Annotated in this window: 16 protein-coding genes and 1 pseudogene; 7 read left to right on the forward strand and 10 right to left on the reverse strand. The window is 71.2% G+C overall.

Features of this window, described 5'->3' with window-relative positions:
- Nucleotides 1-60 precede the first annotated feature (60 nt).
- The 4 genes and pseudogenes from ACZ5WG_RS13610 to clpS form a co-directional block, all read right to left on the reverse strand.
- A complete protein-coding gene (locus ACZ5WG_RS13610; protein WP_468722923.1) occupies nt 61-1,521 on the reverse strand; it encodes an amino acid permease in 1,461 nt (486 codons plus the stop codon).
- A gap of 105 nt (nt 1,522-1,626) precedes the next feature.
- Nucleotides 1,627-1,830 (reverse strand): annotated as a pseudogene (locus ACZ5WG_RS13615) (hypothetical protein); the annotation flags it as partial.
- A gap of 40 nt (nt 1,831-1,870) precedes the next feature.
- Nucleotides 1,871-2,488, reverse strand: coding sequence for a DUF2017 domain-containing protein (locus tag ACZ5WG_RS13620; protein ID WP_468722925.1), 618 nt, complete (start codon nt 2,486-2,488; stop codon nt 1,871-1,873).
- A complete protein-coding gene (gene clpS, locus ACZ5WG_RS13625; RefSeq protein ID WP_030866534.1) occupies nt 2,488-2,802 on the reverse strand; it encodes an ATP-dependent Clp protease adapter ClpS in 315 nt (104 codons plus the stop codon). The genes ACZ5WG_RS13620 and clpS overlap by 1 nt, the downstream gene beginning before the upstream one ends.
- Nucleotides 2,803-2,883: 81 nt before the next feature.
- Here clpS and ACZ5WG_RS13630 point away from each other — a divergent pair, with 81 nt between their 5' ends.
- Both ACZ5WG_RS13630 and ACZ5WG_RS13635 read left to right on the forward strand, forming a co-directional pair.
- Nucleotides 2,884-4,212, forward strand: coding sequence for a nicotinate phosphoribosyltransferase (locus ACZ5WG_RS13630; protein WP_468722927.1), 1,329 nt, complete (start codon nt 2,884-2,886; stop codon nt 4,210-4,212).
- Between the two features lie 152 nt (nt 4,213-4,364).
- Complete coding sequence (locus tag ACZ5WG_RS13635) at nt 4,365-4,967, forward strand: isochorismatase family protein (protein WP_468722928.1); 603 nt, start codon at nt 4,365-4,367, stop codon at nt 4,965-4,967.
- A gap of 67 nt (nt 4,968-5,034) precedes the next feature.
- On the opposite strand, the gene ACZ5WG_RS13640 is transcribed toward ACZ5WG_RS13635, so the two are convergent.
- A complete protein-coding gene (locus ACZ5WG_RS13640) occupies nt 5,035-5,337 on the reverse strand; it encodes a hypothetical protein (protein ID WP_132754886.1) in 303 nt (100 codons plus the stop codon).
- 112 nt (nt 5,338-5,449) lie between these two features.
- Nucleotides 5,450-7,861, reverse strand: coding sequence for an immune inhibitor A domain-containing protein (locus ACZ5WG_RS13645; protein WP_468722929.1), 2,412 nt, complete (start codon nt 7,859-7,861; stop codon nt 5,450-5,452).
- A gap of 384 nt (nt 7,862-8,245) precedes the next feature.
- On the opposite strand from ACZ5WG_RS13645, the gene ACZ5WG_RS13650 reads away from it, so the two are divergent.
- Nucleotides 8,246-8,593: a hypothetical protein gene (locus tag ACZ5WG_RS13650; RefSeq protein WP_468722931.1), complete on the forward strand. Its 348-nt coding sequence runs from the start codon at nt 8,246-8,248 to the stop codon at nt 8,591-8,593.
- Between the two features lie 39 nt (nt 8,594-8,632).
- On the opposite strand, the gene ACZ5WG_RS13655 is transcribed toward ACZ5WG_RS13650, so the two are convergent.
- Together ACZ5WG_RS13655 and ACZ5WG_RS13660 are read right to left on the reverse strand one after the other, a co-directional pair.
- Nucleotides 8,633-9,382, reverse strand: a complete 750-nt coding sequence (locus tag ACZ5WG_RS13655; protein ID WP_468722933.1) for an RDD family protein — start codon at nt 9,380-9,382, stop codon at nt 8,633-8,635.
- A 343-nt stretch (nt 9,383-9,725) separates the two neighbouring features.
- Nucleotides 9,726-11,315, reverse strand: a complete 1,590-nt coding sequence (locus ACZ5WG_RS13660) for an RDD family protein (RefSeq protein WP_468722934.1) — start codon at nt 11,313-11,315, stop codon at nt 9,726-9,728.
- A 268-nt stretch (nt 11,316-11,583) separates the two neighbouring features.
- Between ACZ5WG_RS13660 and ACZ5WG_RS13665 the strand changes: the two genes are divergently transcribed.
- Nucleotides 11,584-12,063: an SsgA family sporulation/cell division regulator gene (locus ACZ5WG_RS13665; RefSeq protein WP_468722936.1), complete on the forward strand. Its 480-nt coding sequence runs from the start codon at nt 11,584-11,586 to the stop codon at nt 12,061-12,063.
- Nucleotides 12,064-12,110: 47 nt separating this feature from the next.
- Here ACZ5WG_RS13665 and ACZ5WG_RS13670 read toward each other — a convergent pair whose 3' ends face one another.
- Complete coding sequence (locus ACZ5WG_RS13670; RefSeq protein WP_468723060.1) at nt 12,111-13,493, reverse strand: FAD-binding oxidoreductase; 1,383 nt, start codon at nt 13,491-13,493, stop codon at nt 12,111-12,113.
- Nucleotides 13,494-13,598: 105 nt separating this feature from the next.
- On the opposite strand from ACZ5WG_RS13670, the gene ACZ5WG_RS13675 reads away from it, so the two are divergent.
- Nucleotides 13,599-15,158 (forward strand): tetratricopeptide repeat protein, encoded by a 1,560-nt coding sequence (locus tag ACZ5WG_RS13675; RefSeq protein ID WP_468722937.1) that lies wholly within the window; start codon nt 13,599-13,601, stop codon nt 15,156-15,158.
- 82 nt (nt 15,159-15,240) lie between these two features.
- On the opposite strand, the gene hppD is transcribed toward ACZ5WG_RS13675, so the two are convergent.
- Complete coding sequence (gene hppD / locus ACZ5WG_RS13680; protein WP_468722939.1) at nt 15,241-16,386, reverse strand: 4-hydroxyphenylpyruvate dioxygenase; 1,146 nt, start codon at nt 16,384-16,386, stop codon at nt 15,241-15,243.
- A gap of 134 nt (nt 16,387-16,520) precedes the next feature.
- Here hppD and ACZ5WG_RS13685 point away from each other — a divergent pair, with 134 nt between their 5' ends.
- On the forward strand, nt 16,521-16,991 hold the full coding sequence (locus ACZ5WG_RS13685; protein ID WP_468723061.1) for an Lrp/AsnC family transcriptional regulator: 471 nt from the start codon (nt 16,521-16,523) through the stop codon (nt 16,989-16,991).
- A gap of 86 nt (nt 16,992-17,077) precedes the next feature.
- Entirely contained in the window at nt 17,078-17,671 is a 594-nt protein-coding gene (locus ACZ5WG_RS13690) for an ArsR/SmtB family transcription factor (RefSeq protein ID WP_468722941.1), read from the forward strand.
- Nucleotides 17,672-17,713 lie beyond the last annotated feature (42 nt).

The raw sequence follows: 17,713 nt of genomic DNA on the forward strand, positions 1-17,713 counted from the left end.
GGTACGGGAGGGCCCGGATGCTGGACACGGGGCCCGTGAGGACCCGGGTGGGGCCGCCGGCTAGGCGGCCGGCCCGGAGACCCTGTCGGCCTTGTTGAAGGCGGCTCCGGCCGGGTTGCGCTTCTTGAGCACCAGGTACGAGACGCCCAGGATCAGGCCCCACAGCGGCGCGCAGTACAGCGAGACGCGGGAGTCCTTGTCGATGCCCATCATCACGATGACCATGCCGATGAACAGCAGCGCGAACCAGCTGCTCCACGGGGCGCCGGGAGCGCGGAAGGGGGACTGCGGCAGCTCGCCGCGGTCGGCCTTGGCGCGGTAGCGGATCTGGCAGACGAGGATCATGATCCAGGCCCACATGCCGGAGATGGTGGCGAAGGAGACGACGTAGTCGAAGGCCTTGCCCGGGGCGACGTAGTTGATCCAGACGCCCACCAGCATCAGCGCGGCGGAGAACGTGGTGCCCACGAGCGGGGTGCCGCTCTTGGTGAGCTTGGTGAAGAACTTCGGGCCCTGCCCGTTGAGGGCGAGGTCGCGCAGCATGCGGCCGGTGGAGTACATGCCCGAGTTGCAGGAGGACAGCGCGGCCGTCAGGACGACGAAGTTGACGATCGCGGCGCCGACGCCGAGGCCCATCTTCTCGAAGGCCAGCACGAACGGGCTCTCGCCCGCCTTGAAGTTGGACCACGGGATGACCGACATGATCATGATGAGGGCGCCGACGTAGAAGACGGCGATGCGCCACGGCACGGTGTTGATGGCCTTGGGCAGGGTCTTCTCGGGGTCCTTGGACTCGCCGGCGGTGACGCCGACCAGCTCGACCGCGAGGAAGGCGAACATGACGATCTGCAGCGTCATCAGCGTCTCGCCGATGCCGTTGGGGAAGAAGCCGCGGTCGTTCCACAGGTTGGAGACGGAGGCGGTGGCGGCGGCGTCGGAGAAGCCGACGGTGAGGATGCCGGCGCAGATCAGGATCATGCCGACGATGGCGGTGACCTTGACCATCGAGAACCAGAACTCGAGCTCGCCGAAGAGCTTCACCGAGATCAGGTTGGCGGCGTAGAGGATGACCGTGAAGATCAGCGCGTAGGCCCACTGCGGGAAGCTGTCATGGGTCCAGTACGACATGTACTTGGCCGCCGCGGTCACCTCGGTGATACCGGTGACCACCCAGAAGAGCCAGTACGTCCAACCGGTCGCGTACCCCCAGAAGGGGCCGAGGAACTCTCGGGCGTAGTCCGAGAAGGAGCCCGAGACCGGGCGGTACATCAGCAGCTCGCCCAGGGCGCGCATGATGAAGAAGATGACCAGGCCCGCGATGGCGTAGGCCAGGATCAGGCTCGGGCCGGCCTTCGAGATGGCCTTGCCGGCGCCCAGGAAGAGGCCGGTGCCGATGGCTCCGCCGATCGCGATCATCTGGATCTGGCGGGCTCCGAGTGCGCGGTGGTAACCCTCGCCGCCCTCGGCCGCGGCGCCCTCGCCGGGCGTCCTGTCGTGCTGCTCGACCTGCACAGAGGTCATGTCTTGGTGCGCCTTTCTCCACGCCGACCCGCGCCTTCTAAGGCAGCGGATCGGGTCCTCGATCCCCCCGGATACGGATGGAGTTGCACCCGGCGGTCAGCCGGTTCAAGCAGGCCGGGGGGCATGGGTGGCGCCCCGTCGGCGGTCGTGAAGATTTATCACGGGCTTACGGGTGGCCGAGGCGCTGAAAAGTGATCCGGGCCACATCGAATTCAGGACATAGGTCCTGAAATGAATCAGATCACCGCATCGCGGTGATCTGATCGTTATCCGGATTTGAGCGTCCGCTGAGCGAACGCTGCGCGAACAGTGTTCGTACTTGAGGCTTTCCTGAGGGTTCCGAGGGTTCTCAGAGGGTTTCGATGAGCGTTTCCTGGAGGCCGCCGAGCCAGAGGTAGGCCATCACCATCGGCTTGCGCGGGTCGTCGTCCGGCAGCCGGAAGAGCATCGCGCCCTCGTCGTCCTCGGTGATGTCGAGGCGGGCCGCGATGGTCAGGCGCAGGTCGTTGAGCGCCCCCAGCCAGCGCAGCGGGAGTTCCCCGGTGAGCTCGAGCACGGCCGCCCCGTCCCCGCCGGGGGTGAGCGCGTCCAGGCTGCGTACGACGGCCAGCGCGTCCTCCCGCTTGCGGCTGCGCAGGTCGTTCTCGGTGAACCGGCGGAATTCCGCCGACCGGGCGGCGAGCTCCTCCGGGTCCACCTTCTGGTCCTCGGGGCCGGGGCCGCCGTAGGCGTCGGGGAAGAGCCGGATGAGCGCGGGGTCGGAGGGGCGCTCGGTGGGCCCCTCGTTGCCTTCGGCGAACAGCACGGCCAGCGGGTCGGCGTCCTCGTCCGGCTCGGGCGCGCCCGGGCCGATGAGCTCGAGCAGCTGGACGGCGAGGGAGCGCAGGATGGAGATCTCGATCTCGTCCAGCGTGACGGCGGCGCCGCCGCCCTTGAGGGCTTCGAACATCCCGGCGGACCGCCCCATCAGATGCGGTCCTGGGAGAGGGTCGCCCACAGGCCGTAGCCGTGCATGGCCTGCACGTCGCGCTCCATTTCCTCGCGGGTGCCGCTGGACACGATCGCCCGCCCCTTGTGGTGGACGTCGAGCATCAGCTTGTGCGCCTTGTCCTTGGAATAGCCGAAGTACGCCTGGAACACGTACGTCACGTAGCTCATGAGGTTGACCGGGTCGTTGTGCACCAGGGTCACCCAGGGAACGTCGGGTTCGGGGACCGCGAAGGTCTCTTCGGCCGACTCGGTGCGTTCGATCTCAATGGGAGCAACACTCACTTGTCCCATGCTGCCACTGCGACCGGCCGGTCGCACAAACGGGTCCCGAGATCTCGTCACTTTGACGAAATGTGCGCTAGCATCCGTGACATGAACCCTGCGGACCTGGGCCTGCCGGTGGACGTGCCGTCGACAGCGCTCTTCACGGATCATTACGAGCTCACGATGCTGCAGGCCGCCCTGGCGAACGGCACCGCCGATCGCCGCTCGGTCTTCGAGGTCTTCACCCGGCGGCTGCCCGAGGGGCGCCGCTACGGGGTGGTGGCCGGCACCGGCCGCGTCCTGGACGCGGTGGAGAACTTCCGCTTCGACAGCGCGGTGCTGGAGTTCCTGCGCGAGCGGGCCGTCGTCGACATGCGGACCCTGGACTGGCTGTCCTCGTACCGCTTCTCGGGAGACATCTGGGGCTACCCGGAGGGCGAGGTCTACTTCCCCGGCTCCCCGGTGCTCCGGGTCGAGGGCAGCTTCGCCGAATGCGTGCTGCTGGAGACGGTCATCCTGTCGATCCTCAACCACGACTCGGCGATCGCGGCCGCGGCCTCGCGCATGGCGTCGGCGGCCGGTGACCGGCCGCTGATCGAGATGGGCGCGCGGCGCACCCACGAGCTGGCGGCCGTGGCGGCCTCGCGGGCCGCGTACGTCGGCGGCTTCACCTCCACCTCGGACCTGGCGGCCGGCTTCCGGTACGGGATCCCGACGGTCGGGACCTCTGCGCACGCCTTCACCCTGGTGCACGACACCGAGCGCGACGCCTTCCAGGCCCAGGTGGCCTCGCTGGGCAGCGGGACGACCCTGCTGGTGGACACGTACGACGTGGCGGAGGCCGTGCGGACGGCCGTCGAGGTCGCCGGTACGGGGCTGGGGGCGGTCCGGATCGACTCCGGCGACCTGCTGCTGGTCGCGCACCGGGTGCGGCAGCAGCTGGACGAGCTGGGCGCGACGGCCACGAAGATCGTGGTCACCTCCGACCTGGACGAGTACGCCATCGCCTCGCTGGCGGCGGCTCCGGTGGACGCGTACGGGGTCGGCACACAGCTGGTGACGGGCAGCGGGCACCCGACGTGCTCGATGGTCTACAAGCTGGTGGCGCGGGCCACGTCGGCGGACCCCAAGGCTCCGCTGGTGCCGGTGGCGAAGAAGTCCTTGGGCGGCAAGACCTCGATCGGCGGCCGCAAGTGGGCCGCGCGGCGGGTGGACGCGGACGGGGTCGCGGAGGCGGAGGTGGTCGGGACCGGGCCGGTGCCGGCGGCTCTGGCGGATACGCAGCTGCTGGTGCAGCTGGTCAAGGCGGGCGAGGTGGTCGCCCGCGAGCCCCTGGAGGCGCCGCGTGAGCGCCACCGCGAGGCCCGCGCCGGGCTCCCGCTCTCCGCGACGCAGCTGTCACGCGGCGAACCGGTGCTCCCGACCGAGTACGCCTAGCGGCCCCCTGGGGCCCCAGGGGGCCGGCCCGGCCCCTCTTCCCCCTCCCCCGTGCGCCTCCGGGTCCCAGGCGGGAGCCCAGGTTCGGGAAGGGGCGGGGTGGGGGAAGAGCCCCGCGCAGCGGCAAACACATCGACCTAAGGACACGCGACATGCACCGCGCACTGATCGTCGTCGACGTACAGAACGACTTCTGCGAAGGCGGCAGCCTCGCGGTCGCCGGAGGGGCCGACGTCGCCGCCGCGATCACCGAGCTGATCGGGCAGACCACGGCCGGCTACCGGCACGTCGTCGCCAGCCGCGATCGCCACATCGACCCCGGGTCGCACTTCGCCCGCCCTCCGGCGAAGCCGGACTACACGACCTCCTGGCCCGTGCACTGCGTCGCCGGCACCGAGGGCGTCGGGTTCCATCCGAACTTCGCTCCCGCCGTCGCCTCCGGAGCCGTTACGGCCGTCTTCGACAAGGGGGCCTACGAGGCCGCGTACAGCGGTTTCGAGGGGGCCGATGAGAACGGCACCCCGCTCACCCAGTGGCTGCGGGAGCAGCGCGTGAGCGAGGTGGACGTCGTCGGGATCGCCACCGACTACTGCGTGCGGGCCACGGCCCTCGACGCCATCCGTGCCGGCTTCGCCACCCGCGTGCTGCTGGACCTGTCGGTCGCCGTGGCCCCCCACACCGCCGCCCGGGCGGTGGAGGAGCTCCGGTCGGCCGGGGTCCGGATCGTCGGCGAGAGCCCCCGTCAGAGCCCCTGACGGCCCCGGCAGCCGCGCGGCCGCCCAGACCCCAGTGGCGGCCTGGCGGCCCGGCGGCCCGGCAGGGCTACTGGCCCAGCAGGGCGCGGATCGGGTGCCAGAGCTCCTGGGCCCGGTCCGGGGCGCCGCGCCACAGCAGCCCGTCCGGGTGGTGCAGGACGGCCGTGACCTCGTCCGGGGTCGGCGGCTGCGCGTTGCCGCGCAGGTACACCGCCCGCATCCCGAGGTTCCGCAGCCTGGTCAGGGCGCGGGCCCGGTTCGCGGCGTGTACCAGCACACGGACGTTTCCGCCCTCGCCGCACGGCCTCGGCAGCGTGAGCGCGACCACCACGCTGCCGCCTGGCAATCTGACGAAACCTCCACCGGGCATGATCTTCAGCTCCCCCGTCAATAAGAAAACTCGCACCCGCATCTAAACGCGATCGGCCGCCGCCCGCTAGAGGGCGACGGCCGATCATGCTTTGACCTGCAGGTTTGCCGAATTACTTGGCGGCGGGCCCGACCTCGATCGTCATCTGGAGACCGTCGTACGTCTCCTTCGCGATCTTGATCTTGGTGTTGGTGTCAGCGACCTTCACCGAACCGGTCGGGTTCTCGTCGTAGAAGTACTTGCCCTTGTGGTCGTCGAAGACCAGGTTCGCGGGCTTCGGCTTCAGGAACAGCGACTCACCGTTCTTGTGCAGGGTGAACGCGTCCGTCGAGTACGCGCTGAACGTCGCGTCGTACGGCTGGATCTTGTTCCGCAGCAGGGTGCCGTCCGCCCACTTCATCGGCTTGGCGTTGGCGTCGATCGGGAGGATCAGACCCTGGCCCGGGTGCTGGCTGGTGTTGTTGTCCTTCTGGGACTTGTCCCACAGCCAGATCAGCAGGCCGTCCTGGTACGGGTAGTGCTCGACCCAGCCCGGCTTGGAGTTGGCCCAGCCGAAGTTGTACGGGCCCACCTTGAGGGTGGAGTCGTACGAGACGTAGCGGCGGTTCTCCGCGATGTAGTACTGCGGGTACTCCTTGGTGAAACCGGCGCCGATGCGCGAGAAGCCCTTGCCGGTCCAGCCGTTGTCGCCGTTCTCGGCGCCGTCGGTGAACAGGTTCTGGCCGTCCGCGGTGATCGCGACGGCGTCTGCCGTGAAGCCCTTGCCGCCCGCGCCGCCGTCCGTCTGGTAGCGGAAGCGGAGGTCGATCTTCTTGCCGGCGTAGGCGTCGAGCGGGAACTTCAGGTCCTGCCAGCCGGCCGAGGCGTCGGTCAGACCGGCGTTGCCCGCGGCGTCGGCCGGGATGGCCTTGCCGTTGGCCGTGCCGTTCAGCACGGTCCAGGTGGCGCCGCCGTCGGTGGAGACCTCGGTGTAGAGGTAGTCGTAGTCCTTCTCGATGTCCCACCAGCCCTTGAGGGACAGTGCGGCGGAGGACTTGCCGGTCAGGTCGACCGAGCGCGACAGGGTGTTCTTGAGGTCGTCACCCATGTTGCTCCACCACTGCGAGGAGCCCTCGGCGGGAGCGACGATGTCGGTCTTGACCTGCTTCTTCGGCAGCTCGACGACCAGCGCCTGCTTGTCCTTGGTGTTGTACTCCGAGACGCCCAGCTTGTGGGTGGACTTCGTCGCGGCCTTGGCCGTGTCGTAGTTCAGCCAGCCCAGCTGGAGCTTGTCCCAGGCGGTCATGTCGCCCGGGAGGTCGCCTATGGAGTCCTTGCCGTTGCCGAGCCAGGAGCCGGCGGACATCAGGGACCAGAAGCCGACCGAGTTCTCGCCGCCACCGGAGGTGTCGTAGAGGTCCGGCAGGCCGAGGTCGTGGCCGTACTCGTGCGCGAAGACGCCGAGGCCGCCGTTCTCCGGCTGCATCGTGTAGTCGCCGACCCAGATGCCGGTGTTGCCGATCTGGGTGCCGCCGGCCTTGTTGCCGGCCGGGCCGGTCTTGCCCGCGTCGGTGCCGTAGGCGTACCAGCGGTGCGCCCACAGCGCGTTGGTGCCCTGGACACCGCCGCCGGCCGACTCGTCCTCGCCCGCGTGGACGATCTGGAAGTGGTCGATGTAGCCGTCGGGCTCGTTGAAGTTGCCGTCGCCGTCGAAGTCGTTGCGGTCCCACTGGTCGTACTGGGCCAGCGTGGCCTTGATCTCGGCGTCGGTCTTGCCGGCCTTCTTCTGGGCGTCGACCCATGCGTTGACACCGTCACGGACGGTGTCCCACACGTTGGCGCAGTTGGTCTGACCGCAGTAGTTCGAGCCGTAACGGGCCTCGTTGTACGGGATCTTGACCCAGTCGGCGACCTCGCCCTCGACCGAGTAGCGGCCCGAGGAGGTCTTCTCGTAGTAGGTCTTCAGCGAGTTCTTGCCCTGGCCGGTACCGAAGTACAGGTCCTGGAAGTACTCGCGGCTGAAGTCCTTGCGCCAGGCGGTGCTGTTGTTCGTGGCGCGGTCCGGCTGGGCGATCTGGTTGCGCGCCGGACCGGGGTTGCCCCCGTACTTCGGGGCGGCCGGCTTCGGGCCGTCCGGACCGTCCGGGTCGAACATGGTCGTGTTGTCGACCTGGTCCCCGAACTCGACGAGGATCGTGAAGATCTTGTCGGTCTTCTCGCGGCCGAGCTCGACGTACTTGCTGTCGTCGAGCTTGACGACCTTGGAGGCGCCCCGCTGCTCGACGGTCTTCTTGCCGGACAGCACCTGCTCCAGGGCGGCTTCCCGCGCCTGGGCCTGCTGGTCGCTGAACGGGCCCTTCAGGTTGTGCTGGACCGCCTCCTTCGCGGGAGCGGTCGGGTCCTGGCGGTCCGAGGCGGGCGCGGTCGACGGCGCCTCGGAGGCCTGGGCAGTGACGAGGAAGGCGCCGGAAGCCGCAGTCGCGGCCAGGGTCACGCCGATGGCTGCGGCACGCAGCGCTCGTCGACGGCTGGAATTGCTGGTCACTTGATGTCGTTCCCCTCCCGCGGCCGCGACACAGGTCGGAACGTCTCCGTAGGAGTGGGGGGTTCCGCGCGGCGCGCGTCTCAAGTGACGACATTTGACCGGAGAGTCTAAAGAAAAGACAGACCTTGACTTCTTCCTTACAACTGCACTATGCGGTCAGGGAGTTCCGGTATCCGGACGTTCCTCTGCCATATAGGACGAAGGGCGCGTCCTGACCACACTGTGGGACGGGTGGGTGAACCCGTGCGCCCCCCGTGCTCCGGGCACCGTGGGTTAGGTCACGCTTACCGGCGGTTCCGCTCGGGAATCCCCCGACGTAGAGTCGCTTGACGCGCGACCTAGTTGAGCAGACTCCCCCTCCCCGCCTTGAGGACGGATATCGCCATGCCGCGTCCTACTGCCGCCCAGCTTTTCTACGGGTCCGCCACCGTCGTCGTGTCGACGATCGCCATGCTGCTGCTCTCGCAGACGGGCACGGGGCGCGGGATCGCCGTCATCGCCACCGCCGCACTGGCCCTCGGACTGCTCGTCGCGCTCACCGCCGCGAGCCCCCGCCGGCGGGGCCGGCACGCCGCCCCCGCCGGAGCCCCCGCCCGTACCCCTGCCGTCCACCCCGGTGTTGCCGAAATCACGCCCGAACCGGTCCCCGTGGACGCGGTCCCCGCAGACGCGGCGGCCGCCCGGGTGCCTGAGCCCCGGGCGGCCGCCGTCGAACAGCCGGTGCACCACTGAGCCGTAGGCCGCCCAGCCGTACGCCGGTCCTCCTCGCCGCTACGCCGCACTCACCACCACGGTCTTGCCCACCTTGTCGTGCAGGCCCTGCTTGTACGGTTTGTCCACGAGGATCGACACGATCAGCACGATCTGCCACAGGCAGGGGCAGCACAGGAGCGCCGGCAGCCAGAGCATGGCGGCCCGCCCGAGGGCCGCGCCGGACTGCGGGACGCTGCCGTCGTTGAGCATCGCGACGCGCAGCCCGAGCAGCTTCTTGCCGACGGTCCTGCCGTCCTTCTTGGCGAACCACCAGTCGTAGCCGACGAACAGGACGATCGAGATCAGCGTCATGGCCAGCCCGCTGCCGCTGTACGACTTGGTGAAGACCTCGCTGACGTCCTCCCCCTTGTTCGTCTCGACCGAGTAGCGGTTGGTGCCGAACGCCAGCTGGATGAGGAACAGCGGGATGAGCACGATGATCACGTCGATGATGCGGGCCGCGAGCCGCTTGCCGAAGTCGGCCAGTGGGGGCATCCCCGCGAGCGGATCGGGCATGCCGTAGCCGCCACCACCGCCGTACGGGTCACCCGGGCCGCCGTACGGGGGCGGCGGTGGCGGGAATCCGCCGCCGCCCGCGCCGCCGTAGGGGCCTCCGGGCGGCGGAGGGGTGCCGCCCGGGGGCGGGGTCGGGCCTCCCGGTGGCGGGCCGTACGGCGAACCGCCCGACGGAGGCGTCGGTTCCTGGGGCTTCTTGAGGAACGGGTCGTCCTCGGGCTGCTGGCCCGGCGGCGGCTGATCGGTACTCATGGCCCGAGTCGAACCCGGGTCCGCGAACCCCGCAACGGGACGGCGTCCGTTCGGGGGAGGCGCCCCCGGCACCCCCGGCCGGGCCCTGTCCGCCCCTGATCCGCCGGGCTCCCCCTAGGTCGTGTCGTCAAAGTCCCTCCCCCAGCTACCGCTGGGAGGTACCCCCAGGCTGGCGGGGCCCGGCACGCACGCTCGCCGCGTTGTCGTCGGTCACCGACGTCCCCCAGCTACCGCTGGGAGGTGCCCCCACCGCGTCGCTTCCCTCCTCCGCCTTGCGAGCGCACGCACCAGACCCCGCCAGCCCCGCCCTTCCGGGCGGCCGACGCCACTTTGACGACACTCCCTAGCGGGCCACGTACGTCCTGGCCGCCCGGTCGTGCCAGCCCCGGCGGCGGGGCCGGTCCGCCAGGCACCAGAGGCTGCCGGGGAGCCCGAGGAACGCGTACACCAGCCAGCGGCGCAGGGCCGCGCCGAACGTGGGCGGGCGGAGCGTGGCGGCGGACAGCACCCGGACCCCGAGGAGCTTCTTGCCCGGGGTGCGGCCCCAGCGGGCGGTGGGCAGTGCCTCGTAGAACACCCCGAAGAGCAGTACGGCGCCCAGGACGAGGCCGAGGTATCCGGCCATGGTGGTGTCGAACAGCCACACGGTGGTGGTCCGGCCGCTGCCCTTCGCGGCGTCGACCTTGGCCTCGAGGTGGGCGGTGGCCGCGGGTGCGAGGGGCCAGGCGGTCCCCGCCGCGACCGCGCCGAGCACGAGGGTGTCCAGCGCGCGGGCCAGGGCCCGGCGGACGAGCCCGGCGGGGCGGACGGCCCGCTCCGCCATCCGCTCGAAGACGGCCCGCTCGGTGGGCCGGTCGGCCGGTCGGCCGGCCGCCGGCGCCTCGATGCCGTGATCCGCCTCGGCGGGGGTGGCCGCCGGGCGGGGGGCGGGGGCGGAAGCCGGGGCGGACCCTGCGGCTGGCCGGGACCCGGACGCGGGCCGTCGGGCCGCCGGGGACTGCGCGGCCGGCGAAGACGGCGCATGTACGGACCGGGCTGCCGAAGCGGCTGCCGGGTCGCGCCATACCGGCGGCTCGGGCTCGGGGCGCGCCACCGGGTCGCGGCGCAGCGGGGCCTCGGGCTCGGGCCGGGCAGCCGGGTCCCAGGCCACCGGGGCGTCCGGCTCGGGCCGGGCCACCACCGGCTCGGGCCGCGGTGCCGGGTCGCGGCGCAGCGGGGTCTGCGGCCAGGAGGAGGTGAGCCCGGACGGCCCGGCACTGCCCCCGGGGGCGGCGGGCCACTCGGGCTCGACGGGAGCCGGAGCGGGAGCCGCAGCAGGCACAGGAGCCGGAGCGGGCGCAGGGGCCTGGGCGGCCGGGGAGCGCGCGGACAGGATCCCCACGCCCTCGGCGGAGCCCCGCGCCGCGGCCTGCGCGGGGAACCGCTCCGCGGTCGCCGCCGCAGCGGCGGACGGCGTACGGGCGAAGGACACCCCCGGCCCGCGCTCCGGCCGTTCGGCCGCGTCCAGCGGCTCCGGGCGCGGCCCGCGCCCCAGCGAGACCCCCGCCGAAGGGGCGGGCGCGTGCCCCGCGTCGGGCTCCGGCGGCGGCGGGCTGCCCCAGGACACCCGGTGGTCGCGGGACCCGCCGAAGCCGGACTGGTGCAGCGGGTCGGCCTGCCAGGCGGGCCCGGGTGCCGCCACGGCGGGCCCGGCGACGGGTTCGGGCTCGGCCTCCCGCTCCGGCTCGGGCTCGGGCTCGGGCTCCGGCAGCGCCTCGGTCACGCCGGTCTCGTCCAGGAACACCGGGCCCGTCTCGTCGGACCGGGCGGCAGGGCGGCTCGTACCCGGGACCCAGTTGAGGCCGTTCCAGTACCGGACGAACCCGGGGATGGACGGATCGGGGTAGTAGCCCTCGCGGGCCGCGTGCTCGCCGTCACCAGGGGAGGCCGTCAATGTCCCCAACTCCGATCGTGGCTTGAGGCTTGTGCAGGGGAGGACCATAGCCAAGAACCGTGCCCCGACAGGTCCGGTAACGGGAGAATCCAAGCCTTTGAGCGAACGTCGCACCCTACGGCTGTTTTCAGCCATCCGACAGGATCAGGCCAATCCCCGATTCGGTGCGCGAAGTCGCGTCATACCCGGGCACATCGGCGCTCTCTCCGGGTGTGGGGCGCGAACCCGGCCCTGCGACACGAACCGGAGATCCCGAAGTGAGGCCGCCATGCACCACCCCGTCATCGAGCGCGAGCTGGAACTCAAGCTGGTCCTGTCCCCCGAGCGCAGCGTCGCCGTCCCCGCCCGGCTGGTCTACCTGACGGACGACCCGTACGCCGTGCACGTCACCTTCCACACCGGCTCCAGCACCCCGGTCAACTGGACCTTCGCCCGCGAGCTGCTGGTCGAGGGGGTGTTCCGTCCGTGCGGCCACGGAGACGTCCGGATCTGGCCCACGAAGGTCGACAACAGGGCCGTCCTCTGCATGGCCCTGACCTCCCCCGACGGCGACGCACTGCTGGAGGCCCCGGCCGGCTCGGTGTCGGCCTGGCTGGAGCGCACGCTGCGCGTGGTCCCGCCCGGCACCGAGGCCGAGCGGCTGGGCCTGGACGATGCGCTGGCGGAGCTGCTCACGCCGACCCCGGCCGACGACCTGTGGATGCGGGACCCGTGGCCGTCGGACGAGTCGGCGGACGGCGACCTGTGATGCGGATCCGCCATCTCAGCCTCGTACGTTCCATACCCGGCGTACGGTCAGAAGAGCTTGCCGGGGTTGAGCAGGCCGAGTGGATCGAAGGCGTGCTTGACCGCGCGCTGCATTTCCAGCCCCACCGGCCCCAGTTCCCTCGCGAGCCACTCCTTCTTCAGGACCCCGACCCCGTGCTCGCCGGTGATGGTCCCGCCGAGCGCCAGTCCCAGCGCCATGATCTCGTCGAAGGACTCGCGGGCCCGGCGCGTCTCGTCCTCGTCGGCCGGGTCGAAGCAGACCACCGGGTGGGTGTTGCCGTCGCCGGCGTGCGCGCAGACCCCGATGAGCAGGTCGTACGTGCGGGCGATGACGGCCGTGCCGTCCAGCATCTCGGCGAGCCGCGAGCGCGGTACGCAGACGTCGTCGATCATCGTCGCCGGCCGCAGGGTGTCCAGGGCGGTCAGCGACATCCGGCGGGCCTGGAGCAGCAGTTCGGACTCCGCCTCGTCCTCGGCGGGGACGACGGCGGTCGCTCCGGCGGCCGTGCACAGCTTCCCCACGGCCGCGAGGTCGTCGGGCGCGTGCGGGGTGTCGAAGGCGGCGAGGAGCAGGGCCTCGGTGGTGTCCGGCAGGCCCATGTTGCCGAGTGCGTTGACGGCGCGGACGGTCGTACGGTCCATCAGTTCCAGCAGCGAGGGTGTGAGTCCGGCCTCCATGACGGCGCAGACGGCCGCGCAGGCGGCCGCGGCCGAGGGGAACTCGGCGGCCAGCGCGAGCTGCCGGGGCGGTGCGGGGCGCAGGGCGAGGACGGCCCGGACGACGACGCCGAGGCTGCCCTCGGAGCCGACGAAGAGCCGGGTGAGGTCGTATCCGGCGACGCCCTTGGCGGTACGCCGGCCCGTACGCAGCAGCCGCCCGTCGGCGAGGACCACGTCGAGGCCGAGCACGTACTCGGCGGTGACGCCGTACTTGACGCAGCACAGGCCGCCGGACGCGGTGCCGATGTTGCCGCCGATCGTGCACTGCTCCCAGCTGGAGGGGTCGGGCGGGTAGTACAGGCCCTGTGCGGCGACGGCCCGTGAGAGCACCGCGTTCACGACGCCGGGTTCGACGACGGCGATGCGGTCGACGGTGTTGATCTCGAGGATCCGGTCCATCTTGACGAGGGAGAGAAGGATGCAGCCGTCGGAGGCGTTGGCGGCGCCCGACAGACCCGTGCGGGCGCCCTGCGGGACGACGGGGACCCGTAGGGCGGTGGCGGTGCGCAGCACGTGCTGCACCTGTTCGACGGTGCGGGGCAGGACCACGGCCGCCGGGGTGCCGGCGGCGCAGAAGTTGGCCATGTCGGTGGCGTAGGAGGCGGTCACCTCGGGGTCGGTGAGGAGGGCCTCGGCGGGGAGCCCCTCCAGGAGGCTCGCGCGCAGACGTACGGAGAGATCGTCGTCCATGACATCCATGAGCCCAGCGTGACACCGGGGGCCATCGGTGTGAACACGGCCGCGACGGGCTTCGGACACCTCGGCGAACTCATCATATTGACGCACAGTGACCCCATGGACCGTATCGACCGAATCGCCCGAATCGACGAGGAAGCGCAGCAGCCCGCGCCACCCGTGACCTTCACCGGCCGCAAGACGCTCGTGGCGGCCGCGGTCGCGGTGGTCCTGATCGCCGGGGCCCTGCTGGTCCGGCCGGCCCGCCAGGGCGACGACGCGCGCCCGCCGGGGCCCACCGAGCGGGCCGCCTCGGCGGTCGGCATGGGCGCACCGGCGGCGGCCGTGGACCTGACGGCGCTGGTCGCGGACCGGGAGAAGTGGGTCGCGGGGCACGAGAAGGACGACGCGTCCTGGGCGGTGCTCGGGGCGGCGTACCTGGAGCAGGCGCGCCGGACGGCGGAGCCCGGCTGGTATCCGAAGGCCGAGAAGGCGCTGAAGCGGTCGCTGGAGATCCGCCCGGCCGAGAAGGGCAACTTCGACGCGATGACGGGCATGGGCACGCTGGCCAACGCCCGGGGCGACTTCGGGACCGGGAGGCAGTGGGGCGAGCTCGTACGGGCGCAGGCGCCGAAGCGGTGGACGGCGTACCCGGTGCTGGTGGACGCGTACACGGGCCTCGGCGACTACAAGGCCGCCGAGCGGTCGATGGAGCGGCTGGTGGACCTGCGGCCGGGGCTGGCGGCGTTCATCCGGGCCTCGCAGGTGTACCGGGACCGCGGCTGGCGCGAGGACGCGACGATGGCGATGGAGCACGCCGGAGGTGCGGCGAAGTCGCCGGCGGAGAAGGCGTACGTGCTGTTCCGGCTCGGGGAACTGGCCTGGGAGCGGGGGGACGCGAAGGAGGCGCTGCGCCAGTACGAGGGCGCGCTGCGGGCGGACCCGGCGCAGGCGGAGGCGCTGGGCGGCCGGGCCAGGGCGCTGGCCGGGCTGGGCCGGGGCGGGGAGGCCGTCCGGGACTACCGGCTGGCGCTGGGCCGGGCGCAGGAGCCGCGGCTGGCGCTGGAGCTGGGCGAGCTGCTGGATGCGCTGGGGCGGCGCGACGAGGCGAAGGCCCCGTACGAGATGCTGCGCGCGGCGGCTGCGCGGGGCGCGGCGGACGGGGTGAACGAGGCGGTGGTCCTCGGCCTGTTCGAGGCGGACCACGGGGATCCGGGGGTGGCCGTGCGGCGGCTGACGCAGGAGTGGTCGCGGCACAAGAACATGCAGGTGGCGGATGCGCTGGCGTGGGCGCTGCACAAGACGGGCGACGACGCGGGAGCACTGGAGTACGCGAAGAAGTCGACGGAGCGGGGAGCGCGGATCGCGGACTTCGCGTACCACCGGGCGATGATCGAGCGGAATCTGGGCGACGACGCGGGGGCCCGGCGCCACCTGCAGGAGGCGCTGCGCACGAACCCGCGGTTCTCCCCCGCCCGGGTCCCGCTGGCGAAGGAGGCCCTCGCCTCGATCGGCCAGCCGCCGCCGGGCGGCCCGGAGAACATGCAGCCGACCAGACCGTGGGTGGCCCCGGACCTCCCCAAGGCGGCCAAACCCAAGCCCCCGGCCGCGGCGGTGAAACCGAAGCCGAAGCCGAGCCCGTCGTCCCCGTCCCCCAAACCCGGCCCGGCCAAGGCCTGAGGCACCCGGCTCCGCCGGCGGCAAACGGCAGGGCCCCCGGCGCCGACGGACGGCGCCAGGGGCCCGGAACCCGCAACGCAACCTAGAGGTTGCCCCGCTTCTCCTGCTCCCGCTCGATCGCCTCGAACAGCGCCTTGAAGTTGCCCTTGCCGAAGCCCATCGAGCCGTGCCGCTCGATGATCTCGAAGAACACCGTCGGGCGGTCCTGCACCGGCTTGGTGAAGATCTGCAGCAGGTAGCCGTCCTCGTCCCGGTCGGCCAGGATCTTCAGCTCGCGCAGCTCGTCGATCGGCACCCGCGTGTCACCGACCCACTCGCCGAGCGTGTCGTAGTACGAGTCCGGGACCGACAGGAACTGCACGCCCGCCGCGCGCATCGTGCGCACGGTCGCCACGATGTCGTTCGAGGCCAGCGCGATGTGCTGGACGCCGGGGCCGCCGTAGAACTCCAGGTACTCGTCGATCTGCGACTTCTTCTTCGCGATCGCCGGCTCGTTGATCGGGAACTTGACCTTCTTCGTCCCGTCCGCGACCACCTTCGACATCAGCGCCGAGTACTCGGTCGCGATGTCGTCGCCCACGAACTCCTTCATGTTCGTGAAGCCCATGACCTTGTTGTAGAACGCGACCCACTCGTTCATCCGGCCGAGCTCGACGTTGCCCACGCAGTGGTCGATCGCCTGGAAGGTCCGCTTGGCGGGCGCCGCCACCATCGGCTCGACGGCGACGTAGCCCGGCAGGTACGGCCCGGTGTAGTCGACGCGCTCGACCAGCGTGTGGCGGGTCTGCCCGTACGTCGCGATGGCGGCCAGCACGACCGTGCCGTGCTCGTCCTTCATCTCGTACGGCTCGTCCAGCCCGCGCGCGCCCTGCTCGACGGCGTACGCGTACGCCGCGCGTGCGTCCGGAACCTCGATCGCGAGGTCGATGACGCCGTCGCCGTGCTCGGTGACGTGCTCGGCGAGGAAACGGCCGTGGTCCGTCGTCGGCTTGATCACCGAGGTCAGGACGAAGCGCGCGGAGCCGTTGGTCAGGACGTAGCTGGCCGTCTCGCGGGCGCCGTTCTCCGGTCCGGAGTAGGCGACGAGCTTCATGCCGAAGGCGGTGGAGTAGTAGTGCGCGGCCTGCTTGGCGTTGCCCACGGCGAAGACGACCGCGTCCATGCCCTTCACCGGGAAGGGGTCTGCCTCACGCGCGGTGTGCGGGGTGGTGTCGAGGGTCTCAGTCATGAGCGCAGAGTCCCGCCGATCCACAAGCTGCGCAATAGTTTCCTATTTGGCTGTACAGACTGACCAGCAGGGCCGGAGGATTGTTGAATGATCTGTGCAGTATGACCACCCATCGCACCCACCCCGGAGGAATCATGGGCATCGACGAACTCGACGGGCGGCTCATCGTCCTGCTCGCCCGCGAGCCCCGGATCGGGGTCCTGGAGGCATCGCGCCGGCTGGGCGTGGCCCGCGGCACGGTGCAGGCGCGCCTGGACCGGCTCCAGGCCAACGGGGTGATCCGCGGGTTCGGCCCCCAGGTGGACCCGGCGGCGCTCGGGTATCCGGTCACCGCGTTCGCCACGCTGGAGATCAAGCAGGGCCAGGGGTCGGACGTGCGGGCGCACCTGGACGGCGTACCGGAGGTGCTGGAGCTGCACACCACGACCGGGCACGGGGACATGCTGTGCCGGCTCGTGGCCCGGTCCAACGCCGATCTGCAGCGGGTGATCGACCGGGTCGTCGGGTTCGAGGGGATCGTGCGGGCCTCGACGGCGATCGTCATGGAGAACCCGGTACCACTGCGGGTCATCCCCCTGGTGGAGCAGGCGGCACACGAGGGCTGAGCCCTTCGGGTGGTTCCCCGAGGTTCCAAAGAAGACGTTGCAAAGAAACCCTTGCATAGGACTCTTTGCAACTCTACTGTTGAGCCATGCCCGAAGAGCCGGAAGCCCCGGAAACCCCGGAACCCCAGGTCCGCACGCTCGACGCCCGCTCCCTGCGCGGCCTCGCCCACCCGCTGCGCATCCGCATGCTGGCCACACTGCGCCACGACGGCCCGGCCACCGCGTCCCAGCTGGCGGAACGGCTCGGGGAGTCCAGCGGGTCCACCAGCTACCACCTGCGCCAGCTCGCCGCCCACGGCTTCGTCGAGGACGCGCCCGAGCACGGCAAGGGCCGCGAGCGCTGGTGGAAGGCCGCACACCAGGGCACGCAGTTCGACGAGTCGCTGCTGTACCACGAGGACCCGGAAACGCGCGGCGCCGCGGACCTGTTCCTGCACGAGATCGCGACGATCCACACGCAGGAGATGAGCACCTGGCTCGGCAATGCCCACAGCTGGTCCCAGGACTGGCGCCGGGCCTCGGACATCAGCGACTTCACGCTGCGCCTGACCGCCGAGCAGAGCCTCGAGCTCGTCCGCAAGGTGCACGACCTGATCGACGGCTACCGCGATCTGCCGCCCGCGGAGGGAATGGAAACCGTCCGCTTCCACACGCACGCCTTTCCGCGCGCCGGCGGGTAGCCACCCGGCGCCCCGCGCCCTTGCTCCCTTCGCCTTCTCGTT

The organism is Streptomyces sp. NPDC032745 (genome assembly GCF_055579465.1).